This window comes from Microbacterium wangyouchuni, from assembly GCF_054072595.1.
This window is the reverse complement of record NZ_JBSVRM010000004.1, coordinates 348,040-366,089: the sequence shown is the minus strand read 5'-3', so window position 1 is coordinate 366,089 and position 18,050 is coordinate 348,040. Positions and strand designations below refer to the sequence as shown.

Here is an 18,050-nt window from a genome sequence, read left to right as displayed (position 1 = left end):
CGCGCATGGAGATGTCATGATCGCCCTGTCGTTTGCCGAGATCGCTGCCATCACCGGCGGCGAACTGCGCACCATCGACGCTGATACCGCACAGGCAGTGGCCAGCGGCGTCGTCGATACCGATTCTCGGAAGATGACCGCAGGCGGCATCTTTGTAGCCAAGCCGGGCGCTGAGACCGACGGACACCGTTTCGTCGAGGCCGCCGCTGCCAACGGCGCGGTCCTCGCGCTCGTGGAGCACGCCGTCGTCGCCGACATCTCACAGATCATCGTTCCGGATGCCGTGGCGGCCCTGGCCGACCTCGCGCGTGCCGTCGTCGCCCGGGTTCGCGAATCCGGTGACATGAAGATCATCGGCATCACCGGGTCCAACGGCAAGACGACGACGAAGAACTTCCTCGCGCGCATCCTCAGCGATGAGGGAGAGACGATCGCGCCCATCGCCTCATACAACAACGAGGTCGGCGCGCCCGTCACGATGCTGCGGGTCACTGAGACGACACGGTTCCTCGTCAGCGAGTTCGGCGCGGCCGAACCCGGCAGCATCGCCCGCCTCGCCGGCCTGGTCGAGCCCGATGTCGCTGTCATCCTGATGGTCGGGATGGCGCACGCCGGCGGCTTCGGCGGCATCGAGGCAACAGCCCAGGCCAAATCCGAACTGATCACGGCCTCCCGGCCCAGCGGCGTCGCCGTGCTGAACATCGACGACTCACGCGTGTCCGCCATGCGCGAGATCGCGATCGCTCACGGCCAGCGCGTCGTCGGCTTCGGACAGAACGACTCCGCTGACGTGCGCGCGAGCGATATTCACGTCACCGCCGACGGCACGAGTGCAGTGATCACTGCGGCCGGTGAGTCACTGCCACTTCGATTGAAAGTTCTCGGTGCGCACCACATCAGTAACGCGGTGGCGGCAATTGCCGCAGCCGGCGTGCTCGGCGTCTCGACAGCGGATGCCATCGCGCGACTCGAAACGGTTGAGATCGCTGAGCGTTGGCGGATGCAGCCGATGGGTAACGACCGGGTGCGCATCATCAACGATGCGTACAACGCCAGCCCGGACTCGACCGCTGCCGCTCTGCGCACGCTCGCACAGATCACCGGGCCAGACGAGCGCACCGTCGCTGTTCTCGGTGCGATGAGCGAGCTGGGCGAGAGCGCAGGGGAGGAGCACGACCGGATTGGTCTGCTCGCCGTGCGGTTGAACATTCGCCGCATCGTCGTGGTCGGTTCTGAGGCACGACGGCTCTATCTCGCCGCCGTCGGCGAGGGATCGTGGGACAGCGAGGCTGTGCATCTGCCCGACCAGGACGCAGCCTTCGACTACCTCAGCACAGAGCTGCGCGACGGCGATCGCGTGCTCGTCAAATCATCCAATTCCGTGGGCCTCAGGCATCTCGGCGATCGTCTGGGAGAATTGTTCTCGTGAGATCACTCCTGATGGCAGCGGCGATATCGCTCGCCTTCACCCTTTTCCTCACCCCGGTCTTCTTGCGGCTGTTCCGCCGCTGGGGCTGGGGGCAGGTCATCCGCACCCCGGAAGACATCGCGAACCCGAGTCATGAGGCCAAGCGCGGCACCCCCACGATGGGCGGTGTGATCTTCATCATGGGCACGATCGTCGGCTACTTCGTCGGCGTCTACGTCGGTGGCAGCACCCCGGCACTGTCCGCGATTCTTGTCATCTGGCTCATGGTCGGCTTCGGTGTCGTCGGGTTCATCGACGACTATATGAAAGTGAAGTCGCAGCGCAGCCTCGGGCTGTCCGGCTGGCGGAAGGTCATCGGCCAGCTGATCGTGATGATTCCCTTCGGCATCGTCGCGTTGAACTTCAAGAACCAATGGGGGCAGACCCCTGCGAGCAGCCATGTGTCGCTGTTCCGTGACATCCCGTGGCTGAACCTCTTCAGCTTCGGCGTCATCATCGGCTGGATCCTCTATCTGATCTGGATCGCCGTGATCGGCATCGCAACATCGAACAGCGTGAACCTCACCGACGGCCTGGACGGTCTCGCCGCCGGAGCCGGTGTGTTCGTCGTCGGTGCCTACAGCCTCATCGCCTTCTGGCAGTTCAAGCAGTCCTGCATCGGCACCGGCGCTGGTGCCGAAGATGATGTTCTCGCGGCCTGTTATCAAGTGCGCGACCCCTTCAACCTCGCGATCATCGCTGCTTCGTTCGCGGCCGGCCTGATCGGATTCCTCTGGTGGAATGCGCCCAAGGCGAAGGTCTTCATGGGCGACGTCGGCTCGATGGCCATCGGTGGCGTCATCACCGCGATGGCGATCCTCACCCGCACCGAACTGCTGCTGCTCGTGATCGCCGGCGTTTTCGTGCTGTCGTCCGGATCGGTGATCCTGCAGCGTGCCTACTTCAAGATCACTCGCGGCAAACGGCTGTTCCTGATGAGCCCGTTCCACCACCACCTCGAGATGCGCGGTTGGCCAGAGGTGACCATCGTCGTCAGGTTGTGGATCATCGCCGGCCTTCTTGCTGTGTCAGCGGTCGGGTTGTTCTATGTCGAATGGCTCACGCTGGCATGACCAGATTGGATGCTCTGACCAGTTGGCACGCCGACTGGAAGGGTCTGCGGGTTGTAGTGCTCGGATTGTCGGTGACCGGCTTCTCCGCGGCCGACACCCTCACCGAGCTCGGCGCTGACGTGCTGGTGCTCTCCGAATCAGCCTCGGACGAGTACGAACGACTCGTCCCGGTCATCGGTGCGCAACTGGAACTCGGACCGCTCAGTGAGGTTCCTGAAGTGCTTCGCGAGTTCGGTGCTGATGTCGTCGTCGCATCCCCGGGGTTCTCGCCGTCGCATCCGGTAATCCGCTGGGTGCAGGAATCCGGCATCGCCCTCTGGGGTGACGTGGAACTTGCCTGGCGCGTGCGCGATAAGGTCGTGCGCGCAGACGGCACTCCGGCGGATTGGGTGCTCATCACCGGCACCAATGGCAAGACGACGACGACACAGCTGACGGCGTCGCTGCTTGTCGCAGGCGGACTGCGTGCTGCGCCCTGCGGCAACATCGGAATTCCAGTATTGGATGCTGTGCGTGATCCTGCCGGCTTCGATGTGCTGGTCGTCGAACTCTCCAGCCACCAGCTCTGGTACATCGCACAGAGCAGCGCGGCAGGGGAGCTGGTTCCCTACGCGTCGGTTTGTCTGAACCTCGCTGACGATCACCTCGTCTGGCACGGCAGCGCCGAGGCCTACCGCGCGGCAAAGGCCATCGTCTACCGCAACACGCGAGTCGTCTGCGTGTACAACAAGGCCGACGCGGCAACGCAGCACATGGTCGAGGAAGCAGATGTCACGGAGGGCGCCCGAGCCATCGGCTTCGATCTCGGCGTGCCCGGGCCCAGCGACCTCGGCGTCGTCGACGGTATTCTTGCCGACCGCGCGTTCCTCGATGACCGTCGCAACAGCGCGCTGGAGATCACCACGCTTGCCGACCTCGAGAACGCGGGTCTGTCCGCCCCGCACATCGTGCAGAACATCCTCGCAGCCACCGCTCTCGCCCGCTCTCTCGGAACGACGCCGGAGGCGATTCGCAGCGCGCTGCAGGCATTCCGCCTCGACGAGCACCGTATTCAGGTCATCGCCCGTCATCAGGGCATCACCTGGGTCGACGATTCCAAGGCCACCAACCCCCATGCCGCCGCCTCGTCGCTGCGCGCGTATCCCGGAGCGGTGTGGATTGTTGGGGGAGATCTGAAGGGCGTCGACCTGTCGGAACTGGTCGCGGATGCCGGGCGGATCGCGCGAGCGGCGCTGGTCATCGGAGCCGAACGCACCGAGGTGGTCGCGGCATTCGAGCGACACGCGCCCGCAGTCCCGGTGATCGAGGTCGTCACTGGTGAGACTGAAGACGTCATGACTCGTGTGGTGGAACTTGCCGCAGGGATCGTCACCGACGGGGGCACAGTGTTACTGGCTCCTGCCGCGGCATCCTTCGACCAGTTCACCAGCTACGCGGATCGTGGCCACCGCTTCGCCGATGCGGTGCGCACGTGGATCGAGCGGGGGAGCGCGGATGACGCAGACAGCTCGCCCACCGCGCACTGAATCTCAGGGACTCGCGGCACGCGTCTCACTCGGGCGGATTTTCACGCCGCCCTCCAGCGAGTTCCTTCTGATCGCATCCACCGCGCTGCTTCTCACGGCGTTCGGCATCATCATGGTGATCTCGGCGACCAGCGCCACCGAATCCGGATCCATGGATACCGCCCTCAAGCAGGCGATGTTCGCCGCTGTCGGCATCCCGCTGATGTTCTTGGTCAGCCGTATTCCGATCGCATTCCTGAAGAAACTGGCCTGGCCGGCGCTGATCGGGGCGACGCTGCTGCAGCTTCTGGTGTTCACGCCACTGGGCATCGAAGACGCCGGAAACCGCAACTGGATCGACCTCGGCGTCGTCTCCATGCAGCCCTCGGAATTCCTCAAACTCGCCCTCGCGCTGTGGATCGCTTACGTACTGCTGCGCAAGCGCACACTTCTCGGTATCTGGCGGCACGTGTTCATCCCGGTCATCCCGGTCGGACTGCTCGCGATCGCCACCGTGATGGCAGGACGTGACCTCGGAACCGTGATGGTTCTCGTGGCAATCCTGCTGGGATGCTTGTTCTTCGCCGGCGTCAAACTGCGCCTGTTCATCCTCCCGGTCTTACTGGGCGTGGTCGGCATCATCGCACTTGCCGTCGTCAGCCCGGACCGGATGCGTCGCATCACGATGGTCTGCTCGGACATGGCCAATTACGAAGACGACTGCTACCAGTCGATCCATGCCGTATGGGGCATGGCGAAGGGTGGGGTCTTCGGCCTGGGCCTGGGCAACTCGCAGGAGAAGTACGGTTGGCTGCCCGCGGCGGCCAACGACTTCATCTTCGCGATCGTCGGTGAGGAGCTCGGGCTCATCGGATGCATCGTGGTGCTGGCACTGTTCACCTTCTTCGCTGTTGGTGCGTTCCACATCATGCGGAAGACCCCCGACCCGTTCATCCGTGTTGCCGCCGGCGGCATCACCGTCTGGATCCTCGGTCAGGCGCTCATCAACATCGGTGTCGTGATCGGCATCTTCCCCGTGCTCGGGGTGCCGTTGCCGTTCATGTCGCAGGGTGGCACGGCGCTGTTGTCCGTGCTGCTGGCCTGTGGAGTGCTGCTGGCATTCGCTCGCACGATTCCCGCATCAGAGCGGGATAGGGTCACCAAGTGACTTCGTACCTTCTCGCCGGCGGTGGCACCGCCGGCCATGTCAACCCGCTGCTCGCCGTCGCCGACGGGCTTCGTGAGCGCGACGCCCAGGCCGACATCCTCGTGCTCGGCACGAAGGAGGGCCTGGAAGCGCGCCTCGTACCCGAACGGGGCTACGAACTGCTCATCGTGGACAAGGTGCCGTTCCCGCGCCGACCGAACAAGCAGGCCCTGGCGTTTCTCGGACGATTCCGCACGGCCATCGCGCAGGTGCGAGCACACATTCGTGCGCACAGCATCGACGTCGTCATCGGCTTCGGAGGGTATGCCTCGGCACCGGCATACGTCGCCGCGAAACGCGAGAATGTGCCGTTCGTCGTGCACGAGGCCAACGCGAAGCCTGGCCTGGCGAACGTGCTGGGTGCCCGTTCGGCCGCTGGCGTCGGTGTTGCATTCGCCGGCACTGCGCTGAAGGGCAGCGAGGTTGTGGGAATGCCGTTGCGTCGTGAAATCGTGAATTTGGATCGCGACGCACTGTGTGCCGAGGCGGCAGAGCACTTTGGGCTGGATGCCACACGCCCCGTGCTGCTGGTCTTCGGCGGGTCGTTGGGCGCACTGCACCTCAACGAGGCCGTGGCTGATTCCTGGGGCGATGTGCTCGCTGCCGGTTGGCAGCTGCTGCATGTGACGGGGGAGCGAAGCGACCTCGTCGATCCGGAGGTGCCAGGCTACGCACTGCGTCGCTACGTCGATCGGATGGATCTCGCATTTGCCATGGCAGACCTCATCGTGTCGCGCTCTGGGGCGGCGACGGTCAGCGAGATCAGCGCGCTCGGCATGCCCGCGGTGTACGTGCCGTACGCCGTCGGTAACGGTGAACAACGACTCAACGCGGCCTCGAGCATCGATGCGGGTGCGGCGATCGTCATCGACGATGCGGACTTCACCGGTGACGCCGTGCGTGCGCAGGTGATCCCGCTGCTGGCCGATGCCGAGCGTCGGGCGCGAATGACGAATGCTGCGAAGAACGTCGGTACCCGCAACGGCACTGAGAATGTCATTGCGATGATCGATCGGGCACTCGGCGCCTGAACAGCACACACGTGACTGGGGCGGCGTGGCCAGAGGTCACTGTCAGGGCAGCGAATTAGGATGGACGGGACATGATCAGACCTGACCTTTCCCTTCCGATTCCGGAGTCCATCACCGCCGCCCACTTCATCGGGATCGGTGGATCGGGCATGAGCGGACTCGCGAAGATGTTCCTCGACGCTGGCATCCGGGTTTCCGGTTCCGATCGCTCAGACAGCGATAGCCTGCGCGCTCTCGCTGCGGCCGGTGCGATCGTGCACGTCGGACACGATGCCGCCCACCTCGGTGATGCCGATACTGTCGTGCACACCGGCGCGATCTGGCCGGAGAACCCGGAGTTCGTCACCGCTAAAGAGCGTGGACTGCACGTCATCCACCGCTCGCAGGCGCTGCACTGGTTGATCGGTGGACGACGCCTGGTATCGGTGGCCGGTGCGCACGGTAAGACGTCGTCGACGGGCATGCTCGTCACGGCTCTGCAGGAACTTGGCGCCGACCCGAACTTTGTCAACGGCGGCGTCATCGAGCAGCTGGGCGCTTCGAGCGCCTCGGGCGCGGATGAACTGTTCATCGTCGAAGCGGATGAGTCCGACGGCACGTTCCTGCTGTACGACACTGCGATCGCGCTGATCACGAACGTCGACCCTGATCACCTTGATCACTTCGGTTCGGATGAAGCTTTTCACGACGCCTTCATTCGCTTTGCGGATGCCGCGAGCGAGGCCGTTGTGATCTCGAGCGATGACCCGGGCGCTCTCCGAGTGAAAGCGGGTCTCGCGCACAAAAACGTCATCACCTTCGGTAAAGCCGAGGATGCCGCTGTGCGTCTGATCGAGGTGTCCACGGCAGGGCCTATCGCTGCGACTCTCGTCCACGCGGGCCAGAGCGCGCGCATGCAACTGGCGATGCCGGGCGAGCACAATGCGATCAATGCCGCGGGGGCTGTCGCCGTGCTGCTGACGCTGGGGTACGGCCTGGCGGACGCGGTTCGTGCGGTCGAGGGCTTCGCCGGTACCGTGCGACGCTTCGAGCTGCATGGCGTCGAGCGCGGGGTCAGCGTCTTCGACGATTACGCGCATCACCCCACTGAAGTGAAAGTTGCGCTCGAAGCCGCACGCAGCGTCGTGGGCGCCGGCCGGCTGATCGCTATCCAGCAGCCGCACACGTACTCGCGCACGCAGCACATGTACCGCGAGTTCGCCGAAGTGCTCGAGACCTATGCAGACCACACGGTCATGCTCGATGTCTACGGTGCCCGGGAAGATCCGGTTCCCGGTGTCACCGGCGAACTGGTCAGCGGCGCTTTCTCCGATCCTGACCACGTGCACTACGTGACCGATTGGCAAGAGGCCGCGGACTACACCGCGACCGTGGCTCAAGAGGGCGACTACGTGATCACCCTCGGCTGCGGAAACGTCTACCTGATCATTCCGCAGGTGCTCGAATCGCTGCGAAAGACCGCCGAGGACTGAGCGATGCGTCGTCCGGCACCGCTTCCGAGAGCGCCTGAGCGGGAGGAACAGCCAGCCCCGGTTCAACCGTCTCGGTTGGCGCGCTTCACTCGTGAGGGGCCGGCTGACATCGAGGCCGAGACTTCGACTACTTCGGCCGCGTCAGAGAGTTCTGCGACGCTTCCTGAACCGGATGCGCCTCCGGAGGACGAGACACTCACGGTTCGCGATGTGTGGCGTGCCGCTCGCGCGCGTCGCAAGACACTGCGCGCGGAGATCCGCCGCTTCACGCAGCGCTCTCGCCGTCGTCGGCTCATCTGGTTGGGCGCGCTGGCGGCGGTGCTGATTCTGATCGGTGGGACAGCCGCCGCCGCGTACAGTCCGCTATTCGCGGTGCGTAAGATCACCGTGGTCGGAGCATCCGCTCTGGACCCGATGGTGATCGAGGCGGCTCTGGCTGACCAGCTCGGCACACCGCTGGCGCTGGTCGACGAGAATGACGTTAAATCGGCGCTGATCGCCTTTCCGCTGATCGAGACGTATGCGCTCGAGGCGCACCCCCCGAACGATCTCACCCTGCGGATCGTCGAGCGCACGCCGATCGGCGTGGTCGCCTCGGATGCCGGGTACACCCTGGTGGACGCAGCGGGAGTCGCATTGTCGACGACACCGGATGCCCCGGCCGGGCAACCCGTGCTGAACGTTGTCGGGGGGACAGAATCGGACGCCTTCGAATCTGTCGGACTTGTGATCAGGTCGTTGCCCGCGGATATCCGGGCAACGGTGACGGAGGTCTCCGCCAGCACCCTCGATGACGTCTCGCTGAAGCTGTCGACGGGGCTCTCGGTGGTCTGGGGGAGCGCTGATGACTCGGTCATGAAGGCCGAAACTCTGAGCCGAGTGCTCATTCCACGACCGGATGCGCGCACTGTCGATGTGTCGTCGTACCTGGTTCCCGTCGTCGGTTGAGCGTGTTTCATCTCGAAACACACGACACGCCCGTGTTGGTGCGCGCGCGCGGCGTCAGTGCGCATACCGTCAGTGATGAGAACGCAATACCGGGAAATACTTTACACCTCTAGTTGAGGTTTAAGGTTCACATTCTTTCCAGGCTCAACACAACGGAGGCCGGCCATGAGCCAGAACCAGAACTACCTCGCCGTGATCAAGGTCGTCGGCGTCGGCGGTGGCGGCGTCAACGCCGTGAACCGCATGATCGATCTCGGCCTGCGTGGGGTCGAGTTCATCGCGGTCAACACTGACGCGCAGGCGCTGCTGATGAGCGATGCCGACGTCAAGCTCGACGTGGGGCGTGAACTGACCCGTGGACTCGGCGCTGGTGCCGACCCCGAGGTTGGACGTCGCGCAGCCGAGGATCACGCGGAAGAGATCGAGCAGGCGCTGACCGGTGCCGACATGGTGTTCGTCACCGCCGGTGAGGGTGGTGGAACGGGTACAGGTGGGGCCCCGGTCGTCGCCCGCATTGCGAAGTCGATCGGCGCGCTGACCATCGGTGTCGTCACAAAGCCGTTCTCCTTCGAAGGTCGCCGCCGCCAGAGCCAGGCTGAGGCTGGCGTCGCCAAGCTGAAAGAAGAGGTCGACACACTCATCGTCGTGCCGAACGACCGTCTGCTGGAGATCAGCGACCGCGGCATCTCGATGATCGAGGCTTTCGCCACCGCCGACCAGGTTCTCCTCGCCGGTGTCCAGGGCATCACCGACCTCATCACGACCCCGGGTCTGATCAACCTCGACTTCGCCGACGTCAAGTCGGTCATGCAGGGCGCGGGTTCCGCGCTCATGGGTATCGGTTCCGCCCGCGGCGCCGATCGGGCCATCAAGGCTGCGGAGCTCGCTGTCGAATCGCCCTTGCTCGAAGCGTCGATCGAAGGCGCGCACGGCGTGCTGCTCTCGATCCAGGGTGGTTCCAACCTCGGTATCTTCGAGATCCACGATGCTGCAGATCTTGTGAAGGAAGCTGCGCACCCCGAGGCGAACATCATCTTCGGTACGGTCATCGACGACACTCTGGGCGACGAGGTGCGTGTCACCGTCATCGCCGCCGGGTTCGACGGAGGTTCACCCTCGGTGCGCCTCGACCCGATGGTCGTCTCTCGCCCGGAGTCGGCCTCGCTGCCCGAGGTAAAGCTGTCTGAGAACACCGCAGCGGATGCACCGGCCGCACAGCGCGAGCCTGCCCAGCCTGCGCCGCGACTTGGTTCGACCAGCCTCGAGCCGGCATTCAGCGACGACGACATCGACATCCCTGAGTTCCTCAAGTAAACCCCGGCGAAGACAGGCCCGATTATTTTGACTGACCTTGCTGCGCGGTTGTCCGCGATCGATTCGCAGATCGCGGACGCCGCGCGCTCGGCAGGGCGGGATGCTGGTGAAATCACCCGCATCGTGGTGACGAAGTTCCATCCCGTCGAACTGGTGAGCGCTCTTTACGACCTGGGCGTTCGGGATGTCGGAGAGAACCGGCAGCAGGAGCTTTCCGCTAAGCACTCGGCCCTTGACTCGGCCTTGGATGACCTGCGCTGGCACTTCGTCGGCCAGGCGCAGACGAAGAAGGCCGCGGCGATTCGTCGCAGCGCCGCTGTCGTGCATTCTGTCGACCGGATCAAGCTGGCAGACGCGCTGCACCGTGCCGCAGAGAGCGACGACCTGCTCGACGTGCTCGTTCAGATCAATCTCACCGATGACGCCGGACGCGGGGGCGTGGTGCCCGCTGAGGCCGAGTCCTTGGCGGAGCACATCCTGACGTTGCCGTCGCTGCGGTTGCGGGGCGTGATGGCCGTTGCGCCGCTTGATGAGGCACCGGCATCCGCCTTTGCGCGCCTGCGCGGTATTTCCGACAGCATTCGAGCAATCGAGCCAGAAGCCGCCTGGATTTCTGCCGGCATGACTGCCGACTTCGCGGAGGCGATCGCAGCCGGTGCGACACACCTGCGGATCGGCTCGGCAATAACCGGACCCCGGCCCGACCGGGGTTAACCTCGAAACAGATCAGCCCACGCCAAATATGGAGGACACGATGGGAAACCCGCTGAAGAAGACCATGGTGTACCTGGGCCTCGCCGATGAGGAAGAGGCCTACGAGGAAGAGCTTGCTCCGGCCCCCGCGCGCGCACAGCGTGAGCGTGACCGTGACCAGGAAGAGTCGGCGCCCGCGCCTGTGACTCCACTGCGTCGCCCGGTCGCCGTGCGCCAGCCCACGGCCGGAACAGTCAACGAGATCCTCACGGTGCACCCTAAGCAGTACCGCGATGCTCAGTTGATCGCTGAGAACTTCCGCGAAGGCGTTCCGGTGATCATCAACCTGTCTCAGATGAGCGACGCTGACGCACGCCGTCTGATCGACTTCGCGAGCGGTCTTTCGCTGGGTCTGTACGGACGCATCGAGCGGGTCACCAGCAAGGTCTTCCTGCTCTCGCCGGAGAACATTGCTGTTTCGGGACACGGCGGCATCGCCCACGCAGATCCAGATTCTGCGGGCTTTGATCAGTCCTAAGCCGTGACCGCGCTGGTCTCTGGGATCGCATCGATCGTTCATCTGATCCTGCTGATCTACATCTTCGTTCTGTTCGCACGGCTGATCCTTGATTACATCCCGCTGTTCAACCGCGAATGGCGGCCCAAGGGCGGCGGCCTCATCGCCGCAGAGCTCGTGTACACGGTCACCGATCCGCCGATCAAGCTATTCCGACGCTTCATTCCTCCGTTGCGCATCGGAACGCTGTCACTGGATTTCGGGTTCACCCTCACCATGCTTGCCGTGCTGATTCTGATGTCGGTCGTGCAAGCTTTCATCCGCGTGTAGTTGGCCGCTCGAGCACGCGATGTGATTTCTCACATCGCGTGCTCGCCGAGCGGGGACTATGCTTGCACCCAGGTGCGCGCCCCGGGTACGCGCCGAATCAATACCGAGCCATGCTTTCAGTCACTGGCTACAGAACTCATCGAAAGAGGAGCCGAGAAAATGGCACTGACCCCGGATGACGTCGTCACCAAGCAGTTCCAGCACGTCCGATTCAAGGACGGCTTTGACCCGGATGAGGTTGACGACTTCCTCGACGAGATCGTCGTCGAGTGGCGCAAGGCACTCGAAGAGAACGCCGAGCTGAAGACGAAGCTGGCCGCATACGAATCCGGTGAGACCCCGGCTCCTGTTGCTGCTGCGGCTCCCGCTCCGGCTGAAGAGAAGCCCGCCGTCGTCGACGAGGTTCCGGCTCCCGCCGCCGCTCCGCAGCCCGTTGCCGTTGCAGCCCCAGTCGAGGCCGCAGGCTCCACGACCGCGACCGCCGGCATCATCGAGCTCGCACAGCGTCTGCACGACGAGCACGTTGCCGAGGGTGAGGCGAAGAAGAGCCAGCTGATCTCCGAGGCCCAGACCGAGGTCGACCGCATCCAGAGCGAAGCACAGGTGAAGCAGCGCGAAGAGGCAGCACGCCTGGAGCGCGAGCGCAACACGCTGGAAGCTCGCATCACCGAGCTGCGCAACTTCGAGCGCGACTACCGCACCCAGCTGCGCGGTTACATCGAGGGCCAGCTGCGTGACCTTGACGAGAAGGCGACTTCGACGGACTCGACGCCGGTCTCCGCGATCGGCCTGTAGGTCGTCGCATTGTCAGGACGTCGCCTGATCAGTCGACCGGCGGCCGGTATCATCGTCGCGATTCTCGCGATTGTGGTGCTGGCCGCCGATCAGTTTGTGAAGTACCTCACCGTTGAGCATCTGCCGCTGCATGAAGCGGTTCCGGTGCTGGGTGAGTTCCTTCAGCTGTACTACGTGAGAAATCCCGGAGCGGCTTTCTCCTTGGGCAGCGAAGTCACCTGGATCTTCACGATCGCTCTCGCTGTTGTCTCAGCGATCATCATCTGGAAGGCGTTCAGCCTCAATTCCCGGCTATGGGCTGTGGTTCTCGGCTGCCTGCTCGGCGGTGTACTCGGCAACCTCACCGATCGGCTGTTTCGGGACCCGGGTTTCGGAGTCGGTCATGTCGTGGACATGATCTCTATGCCATGGATGATGCCGGCGATCTTCAATGTCGCAGACATCTTCATCGTGTGCGGCATGATCGCCGTCGCGCTCCTGGTCGTACTGGGACTCCGTCTGGATGGCACGCGCGAGAAGGACGACCCGGTTGTATCTGCTGAAGCTGAAGCTGAAGCTGAAGCTGAAGCGGTCACGGGAACCTCTGCCGAAACCGATGCCAAGGCCGTCGAGAAGGACGCCTGAGTATGGAGACTCGCTCGCTTCCCGTCCCGGATGGGTTGGAAGGGGCTCGCGTCGACGCCGCGCTGGCCAAGATGCTGGGCTTTTCCCGTACCTTTGCCGCTGAGGTGGCTGAGGCCGGAGGCGTGAGTCTGGACGGCGTGACGCTCGGCAAATCCGATCGGCTGCGTGCCGGCGGATGGCTGAGCGTCGAGTGGCGTCCCAAAGAGGACCCAAAGATCATCCCGGTCGTCGTGCCGGAGCTCGGAATCATCCACGATGACGACGACATTGTCGTGATCGACAAGCCCTCGGGCGTTGCCGCGCACCCCTCCGTGGGATGGGAGGGGCCGACTGTGCTCGGCGCCCTGGCAGGTGCGGGCTTCCGCATCGCTACCAGCGGGGCTGCCGAGCGGGCCGGGATCGTGCACCGACTCGATGTCGGAACCAGCGGACTGATGGTCGTTGCGAAAACCGAGTCCGCGTACACCGTGCTCAAACGCGCCTTCAAGGAGCGCACGGTCGAGAAGATCTACCATGCCGTTGTGCAGGGGCATCCGGATCCTCTGGCAGGGACCATCGATGCACCGATCGGACGGCATCCGAATCACTCGTGGAAGTTCGCCGTGATTCCCGACGGCAAGGACTCGGTCACGCACTACGAGACGCTTGAGGCGTTCCCCGGTGCCTCGCTGCTCGAGATCCACCTGGAGACCGGCCGCACGCACCAGATCCGCGTGCACATGGCCGCTCACCGGCATCCATGCGTCGGCGACCCGCTCTACGGCGCCGATCCGACGATCGCCGCGAAGCTGGGGCTGACTCGGCAGTGGCTGCATGCCCATAGGCTCGCCTTCACGCACCCGGCAACGGGGGAGTGGGTCTCATTCGAGTCGCCGTATCCCGCCGACTTCGAGCACGCCTTGGAGATCCTGCGCGGGGACTGACTCGGTGCGGCATCCGCACGTCTTGGTGTCACAGAAGTGGCGCGTCCACACGCCGTGTGCCGCGATTCCTGAGACACGCCGCTGAGCCGTGTCTCACTTGTGGCGGGTGCGGGCTGCAAGCACGCGTATCTTCTGTGACACGACCAGTGAGAGGATGCCACACACCGGATGTGGGCTGGGCAGCTGTCCGTCCGCGTCGGGACACGAGCTTCGCCAGAAATCGTCTGATTCCGCATGTGGATGACCTCGATGTCTGGTCGCTGTGGTGCTTTCGGGTGCGCCCGGGCTACCGCAAGCAGAGGATCATGCACGCGCTGATCGAGGGCGGGGCGGCATATGCGAAGGAGCGTGGCGCGCCGGCTGTGGAGGGGTACCCAGTCGACAACGCGGGCGAGCGAGTCGACTTGACGATGATGTACGTCGGTACCAAATTGCTGTTCGAGAAAGCGGGATTCGTTCAGGCTGCGGAGACGAGTTCGGTGCTCAACGGTTTTCCTCGCGTCGTGATGAGACTGGACCTGTCGAAGCCGCGGAAGAAAGCGGCGTTATCGGCGTGACCGACGAGCTCGGGTGATCTCCGGACCCATATCAAAGTGCCGACGTCTGTGCCCCGACGTAGACTCGAACACGTGGCATCCGACTCCTTCGTTCACCTGCACGTGCACAGCGAATACTCGATGCTGGACGGCGCCGCAAAGATCGGATTGATGACTCAGGCGGCGGCCGATTACGGCATGCCGGCCATCGCTGTCACCGATCATGGCAACACCTTCGCAGCCTTCGAGTTCTACAACGCGGCCAAAAACGCCGGCGTGAAGCCGATCATCGGCCTCGAGGCCTATGTGACGCCCGGAACGCACCGCGGCGATAGGACGCGAGTCGCCTGGGGTGCTCCCGAGCAGAAGCGCGATGACGTCTCTGGTTCCGGTGCATATACCCACATGACGATGTGGAGCCAGAGCACCGAGGGTATGCACAACCTCTTCCGGCTCAGCTCGTTGTCGAGCCTCGAGGGGCAGTACTTCAAGCCTCGAATGGACCGGGAGCTGCTGCAGACCTACGGGAAGGGTCTCATCGCGACGACGGGATGCCCGTCGGGCGAAATCCAGACGCGGCTGCGCCTGGGCCAGTACGACGCGGCACGGGCCGCGGCCGCAGAGTTCCAAGACATCTTCGGTAAAGAGAACTACTTCGCCGAGATCATGGATCACGGCCTCGACATCGAACGTCGCGTCATCACCGATCTGCTGAAGATCTCGAAAGATCTCGGCATCCCGCTGGTGGGCACGAACGACTCGCACTACACGCACCAGCACGAGGCTGACGCTCACGCGGCTCTCCTGTGCGTGCAGTCCGGTTCGACGCTGGATAACCCGAACCGCTTCAAATTCGATGGCGACGGCTACTACATCAAGACTGCGCAGGAGATGCGCCAGCTCTTCCGCGACCACCCCGAAGCGTGCGATAACACGCTGCTGATCGCAGAGCGTTGCGAGGTTGAGTTCAACACCTCGGCCAACTACATGCCGCGTTTCCCCGTCCCGGAGGGCGAGAGCGAAGACAGCTGGTTGGTCAAAGAGGTCGAAGCGGGCCTGCACTACCGGTACCCCGGCGGCATCCCGGACAAGGTGCGCAAGCAAGCCGAATACGAAACCGACATCATCCTGCAGATGGGTTTCCCCGGCTACTTCCTCGTCGTTGCCGACTTCATCAACTGGGCCAAGGACAACGGCATCCGCGTCGGACCCGGGCGTGGTTCCGGTGCCGGATCCATGGTCGCCTATGCGATGAAGATCACCGATCTCGACCCGCTCGAGCACGGCCTGATCTTCGAGCGATTCCTCAACCCTGACCGTGTGTCGATGCCTGACTTCGACGTCGACTTCGATGATCGGCGCCGCGGCGAAGTCATCGACTATGTCACCGAGAAGTACGGTGACGAGCGTGTCGCACAGATCGTCACGTACGGCACGATCAAGTCCAAGCAGGCATTGAAGGATGCCGGACGCGTGCTGGGCTTCCCCTTCAGCATGGGCGAGCGTCTGACCAAGGCGATGCCGCCACCGGTGATGGGCAAGGACATGCCGCTGGACGGCATGTTCGACCCGAAGCATCCGCGTTACAAAGAAGCAAGCGAGTTCCGCGCGCTGATCGAGACTGACCCGGAGGCGAAAACCGTCTTCGATCGCGCCATCGGCCTGGAGGGGCTGAAACGCCAGTGGGGGGTGCACGCGGCTGGTGTGATCATGTCGAGCGAACCGCTGCTCGACATCATCCCGATCATGCGCCGTGAGCAGGACGGTCAGATCGTCACGCAGTTCGACTACCCGTCATGCGAGTCGCTCGGCCTGATCAAGATGGACTTCCTGGGACTCAGAAACCTCACGATCATCTCGGATGCCCTCGACAACATCCGCATGAACCGCGGTGAGGACGTCGATCTCGAGCACCTCGAGCTTGAAGATCGTCCGGCGTACGATCTGCTCTCGCGGGGAGACACCCTCGGTGTGTTCCAGCTCGACGGTGGGCCGATGCGCTCCCTGCTGCGACTGATGAAGCCCGACAACTTCGAAGACATCTCGGCTGTCATCGCGCTGTACCGACCCGGCCCCATGGGTGCGAACTCGCACACGAACTATGCGCTGCGCAAGAACGGGCTGCAGCCGATCACCCCGATTCATCCCGAGCTCGAAGAGCCGCTGAAAGACATCCTCGACACCTCCTACGGTCTGATCATCTACCAGGAGCAGGTGATGGCCATCGCGCAGAAGGTCGCCGGCTTCAGCCTGGGACAGGCCGATATTCTGCGTCGGGCGATGGGTAAGAAGAAGAAGTCCGAGCTTGACAAGCAGTACGAGGGCTTTGCCGGCGGTATGAAAGAGCGCGGATTCGGTGACGCCGCGATCAAGTCGCTGTGGGACATCCTGCTGCCTTTCTCCGACTACGCGTTCAACAAGGCGCACTCCGCCGCATACGGGCTCGTCTCGTATTGGACCGCGTATCTCAAGGCGCACTATCCCGCCGAGTACATGGCAGCGCTGCTGACCAGCGTCGGTGATTCCAAAGACAAGATGGCGATCTACCTCAATGAGTGCCGACGCATGGGGATCCGGGTTCTGCCGCCGGATGTCCGAGAGTCGATCAATTTCTTCGCAGCCGTCGGGGAAGACATCCGCTTCGGCCTCGGTGCGGTCCGCAACGTCGGCAGCAACGTCGTCGACGGCATCGTCGAGTCGCGCAAGAAGGAGAACTTCGATTCTTTCCACGACTTCCTGAAGAAGGTGCCGCTGCACGTCTCCAACAAGCGCACCGTTGAGTCGTTGATCAAGGCCGGAGCCTTCGACTCCATGGGAGACACCCGCCGTGCCCTGATGGAAATCCATGAGGATGCCACCGAAGCGGCCGTCGATCAGAAACGCAATGAGGCGCAGGGCGCCATCGGTTTCGACTTCGACAGCTTGTACGAGGCGGTCGAAGAAGCCGTCCCGGCGAAGGTCCCGGAGCGCCCGGAATGGATCAAGAAGGACAAGCTCGCCTTCGAACGAGAGATGCTCGGTCTGTACGTGTCGGATCATCCGCTCGCCGGGCTGGAAGTGCCGCTCGCCAAGCACGCGTCGATCTCGATCCACAATCTGCTCGCGTCCGAAGACCTGCAAGACGGCGATCAGGTCACCGTGGCCGGCCTCGTGACCAGCGTGCAGCATCGCGTGGCGAAGGCCAGCGGAAATCCCTACGGCATGATCACCGTCGAGGACTTCAACGGTGAGGTCACCGTGATGTTCATGGGTAAGACGTACACCGAGTACCAGCACACGCTGCAGCAGGATGCCATCTTGGCGGTGCGCGGTCGCATCTCACGCCGTGACGATGGATTGAACCTGCACGGACAATCAGCATTCACTCCCGACATCGGCTCCTTTGACGCGTCGGGGCCGCTGTCGCTCGTTCTCGCAGAGCAACGCGCTACAGAGCGTGTCATGCACGAACTGGCTGAAGTGCTCCGCCGTCATAGCGGCGACACCGAGGTTGTGCTGCGCGTGCATCGGGGGCAGACGGCCAAGGTGTTCGACGTTCCGATGCCCGTGAAGGTCTCCGCTGACCTGTTCGGGGATCTCAAGTCACTGCTCGGGCCGACCTGTCTCGGATGACG

Annotated in this window: 15 protein-coding genes and 1 pseudogene; all 16 read left to right on the top strand. The window is 63.6% G+C overall.

Annotated elements, in window-relative coordinates; all coding sequences use genetic code 11:
* Window positions 1-16 precede the first annotated feature (16 nt).
* Window positions 17-1,429 (top strand): UDP-N-acetylmuramoyl-tripeptide--D-alanyl-D-alanine ligase, encoded by a 1,413-nt coding sequence (locus ACW5CM_RS09100; RefSeq protein WP_457124812.1) that lies wholly within the window; start codon window positions 17-19, stop codon window positions 1,427-1,429.
* Complete coding sequence (gene mraY, locus ACW5CM_RS09095) at window positions 1,426-2,541, top strand: phospho-N-acetylmuramoyl-pentapeptide-transferase (RefSeq protein ID WP_438255336.1); 1,116 nt, start codon at window positions 1,426-1,428, stop codon at window positions 2,539-2,541. Before ACW5CM_RS09100 ends, mraY begins: the two co-directional genes overlap by 4 nt.
* Entirely contained in the window at window positions 2,538-4,067 is a 1,530-nt protein-coding gene (gene murD, locus ACW5CM_RS09090; RefSeq protein WP_457124811.1) for a UDP-N-acetylmuramoyl-L-alanine--D-glutamate ligase, read from the top strand. The genes mraY and murD overlap by 4 nt, the downstream gene beginning before the upstream one ends.
* Window positions 4,036-5,214, top strand: coding sequence for a putative lipid II flippase FtsW (gene ftsW, locus ACW5CM_RS09085; RefSeq protein WP_438255338.1), 1,179 nt, complete (start codon window positions 4,036-4,038; stop codon window positions 5,212-5,214). Before murD ends, ftsW begins: the two co-directional genes overlap by 32 nt.
* On the top strand, window positions 5,211-6,284 hold the full coding sequence (locus ACW5CM_RS09080; RefSeq protein ID WP_457124810.1) for a UDP-N-acetylglucosamine--N-acetylmuramyl-(pentapeptide) pyrophosphoryl-undecaprenol N-acetylglucosamine transferase: 1,074 nt from the start codon (window positions 5,211-5,213) through the stop codon (window positions 6,282-6,284). Before ftsW ends, ACW5CM_RS09080 begins: the two co-directional genes overlap by 4 nt.
* Window positions 6,285-6,355: 71 nt before the next feature.
* Window positions 6,356-7,756: a UDP-N-acetylmuramate--L-alanine ligase gene (gene murC, locus ACW5CM_RS09075; protein ID WP_457124809.1), complete on the top strand. Its 1,401-nt coding sequence runs from the start codon at window positions 6,356-6,358 to the stop codon at window positions 7,754-7,756.
* A 75-nt stretch (window positions 7,757-7,831) separates the two neighbouring features.
* Window positions 7,832-8,704 carry a cell division protein FtsQ/DivIB gene (locus tag ACW5CM_RS09070; protein WP_457124808.1) on the top strand — a complete coding sequence of 291 codons (873 nt, stop codon included), beginning with the start codon at window positions 7,832-7,834 and terminating at the stop codon, window positions 8,702-8,704.
* A gap of 165 nt (window positions 8,705-8,869) precedes the next feature.
* A complete protein-coding gene (gene ftsZ / locus ACW5CM_RS09065; protein WP_438255342.1) occupies window positions 8,870-10,018 on the top strand; it encodes a cell division protein FtsZ in 1,149 nt (382 codons plus the stop codon).
* Window positions 10,019-10,045: 27 nt separating this feature from the next.
* The gene (locus tag ACW5CM_RS09060; protein ID WP_439254231.1) at window positions 10,046-10,732 is read left to right on the top strand and encodes a YggS family pyridoxal phosphate-dependent enzyme; all 687 of its coding nucleotides are present in this window, start codon (window positions 10,046-10,048) and stop codon (window positions 10,730-10,732) included.
* 40 nt (window positions 10,733-10,772) lie between these two features.
* Window positions 10,773-11,249 carry a cell division protein SepF gene (locus ACW5CM_RS09055; RefSeq protein WP_438255344.1) on the top strand — a complete coding sequence of 159 codons (477 nt, stop codon included), beginning with the start codon at window positions 10,773-10,775 and terminating at the stop codon, window positions 11,247-11,249.
* Between the two features lie 3 nt (window positions 11,250-11,252).
* On the top strand, window positions 11,253-11,558 hold the full coding sequence (locus ACW5CM_RS09050; protein WP_438255345.1) for a YggT family protein: 306 nt from the start codon (window positions 11,253-11,255) through the stop codon (window positions 11,556-11,558).
* Between the two features lie 159 nt (window positions 11,559-11,717).
* On the top strand, window positions 11,718-12,353 hold the full coding sequence (locus tag ACW5CM_RS09045) for a DivIVA domain-containing protein (RefSeq protein ID WP_438255346.1): 636 nt from the start codon (window positions 11,718-11,720) through the stop codon (window positions 12,351-12,353).
* 9 nt (window positions 12,354-12,362) lie between these two features.
* Window positions 12,363-12,977 (top strand): signal peptidase II, encoded by a 615-nt coding sequence (gene lspA, locus ACW5CM_RS09040; RefSeq protein ID WP_438255347.1) that lies wholly within the window; start codon window positions 12,363-12,365, stop codon window positions 12,975-12,977.
* Between the two features lie 2 nt (window positions 12,978-12,979).
* Window positions 12,980-13,900, top strand: coding sequence for an RluA family pseudouridine synthase (locus tag ACW5CM_RS09035; RefSeq protein ID WP_438255348.1), 921 nt, complete (start codon window positions 12,980-12,982; stop codon window positions 13,898-13,900).
* Window positions 13,901-14,070: 170 nt separating this feature from the next.
* Window positions 14,071-14,457: pseudogene (locus ACW5CM_RS09030) on the top strand (GNAT family N-acetyltransferase); the annotation flags it as partial.
* Between the two features lie 72 nt (window positions 14,458-14,529).
* Window positions 14,530-18,048, top strand: a complete 3,519-nt coding sequence (gene dnaE, locus ACW5CM_RS09025) for a DNA polymerase III subunit alpha (protein WP_457124807.1) — start codon at window positions 14,530-14,532, stop codon at window positions 18,046-18,048.
* Window positions 18,049-18,050: the final 2 nt, after the last annotated feature.

Coding starts and splice junctions, on each gene's coding strand:
- ACW5CM_RS09100 (WP_457124812.1), top strand. CDS start 17: ATGATCGCCCTGTCGTTTGCCGAGATCGCTGCCATCACCGGCGGCGAA.
- murD (WP_457124811.1), top strand. CDS start 2,538: ATGACCAGATTGGATGCTCTGACCAGTTGGCACGCCGACTGGAAGGGT.
- ftsW (WP_438255338.1), top strand. CDS start 4,036: ATGACGCAGACAGCTCGCCCACCGCGCACTGAATCTCAGGGACTCGCG.
- murC (WP_457124809.1), top strand. CDS start 6,356: ATGATCAGACCTGACCTTTCCCTTCCGATTCCGGAGTCCATCACCGCC.
- ftsZ (WP_438255342.1), top strand. CDS start 8,870: ATGAGCCAGAACCAGAACTACCTCGCCGTGATCAAGGTCGTCGGCGTC.
- ACW5CM_RS09055 (WP_438255344.1), top strand. CDS start 10,773: ATGGGAAACCCGCTGAAGAAGACCATGGTGTACCTGGGCCTCGCCGAT.
- ACW5CM_RS09045 (WP_438255346.1), top strand. CDS start 11,718: ATGGCACTGACCCCGGATGACGTCGTCACCAAGCAGTTCCAGCACGTC.
- ACW5CM_RS09035 (WP_438255348.1), top strand. CDS start 12,980: ATGGAGACTCGCTCGCTTCCCGTCCCGGATGGGTTGGAAGGGGCTCGC.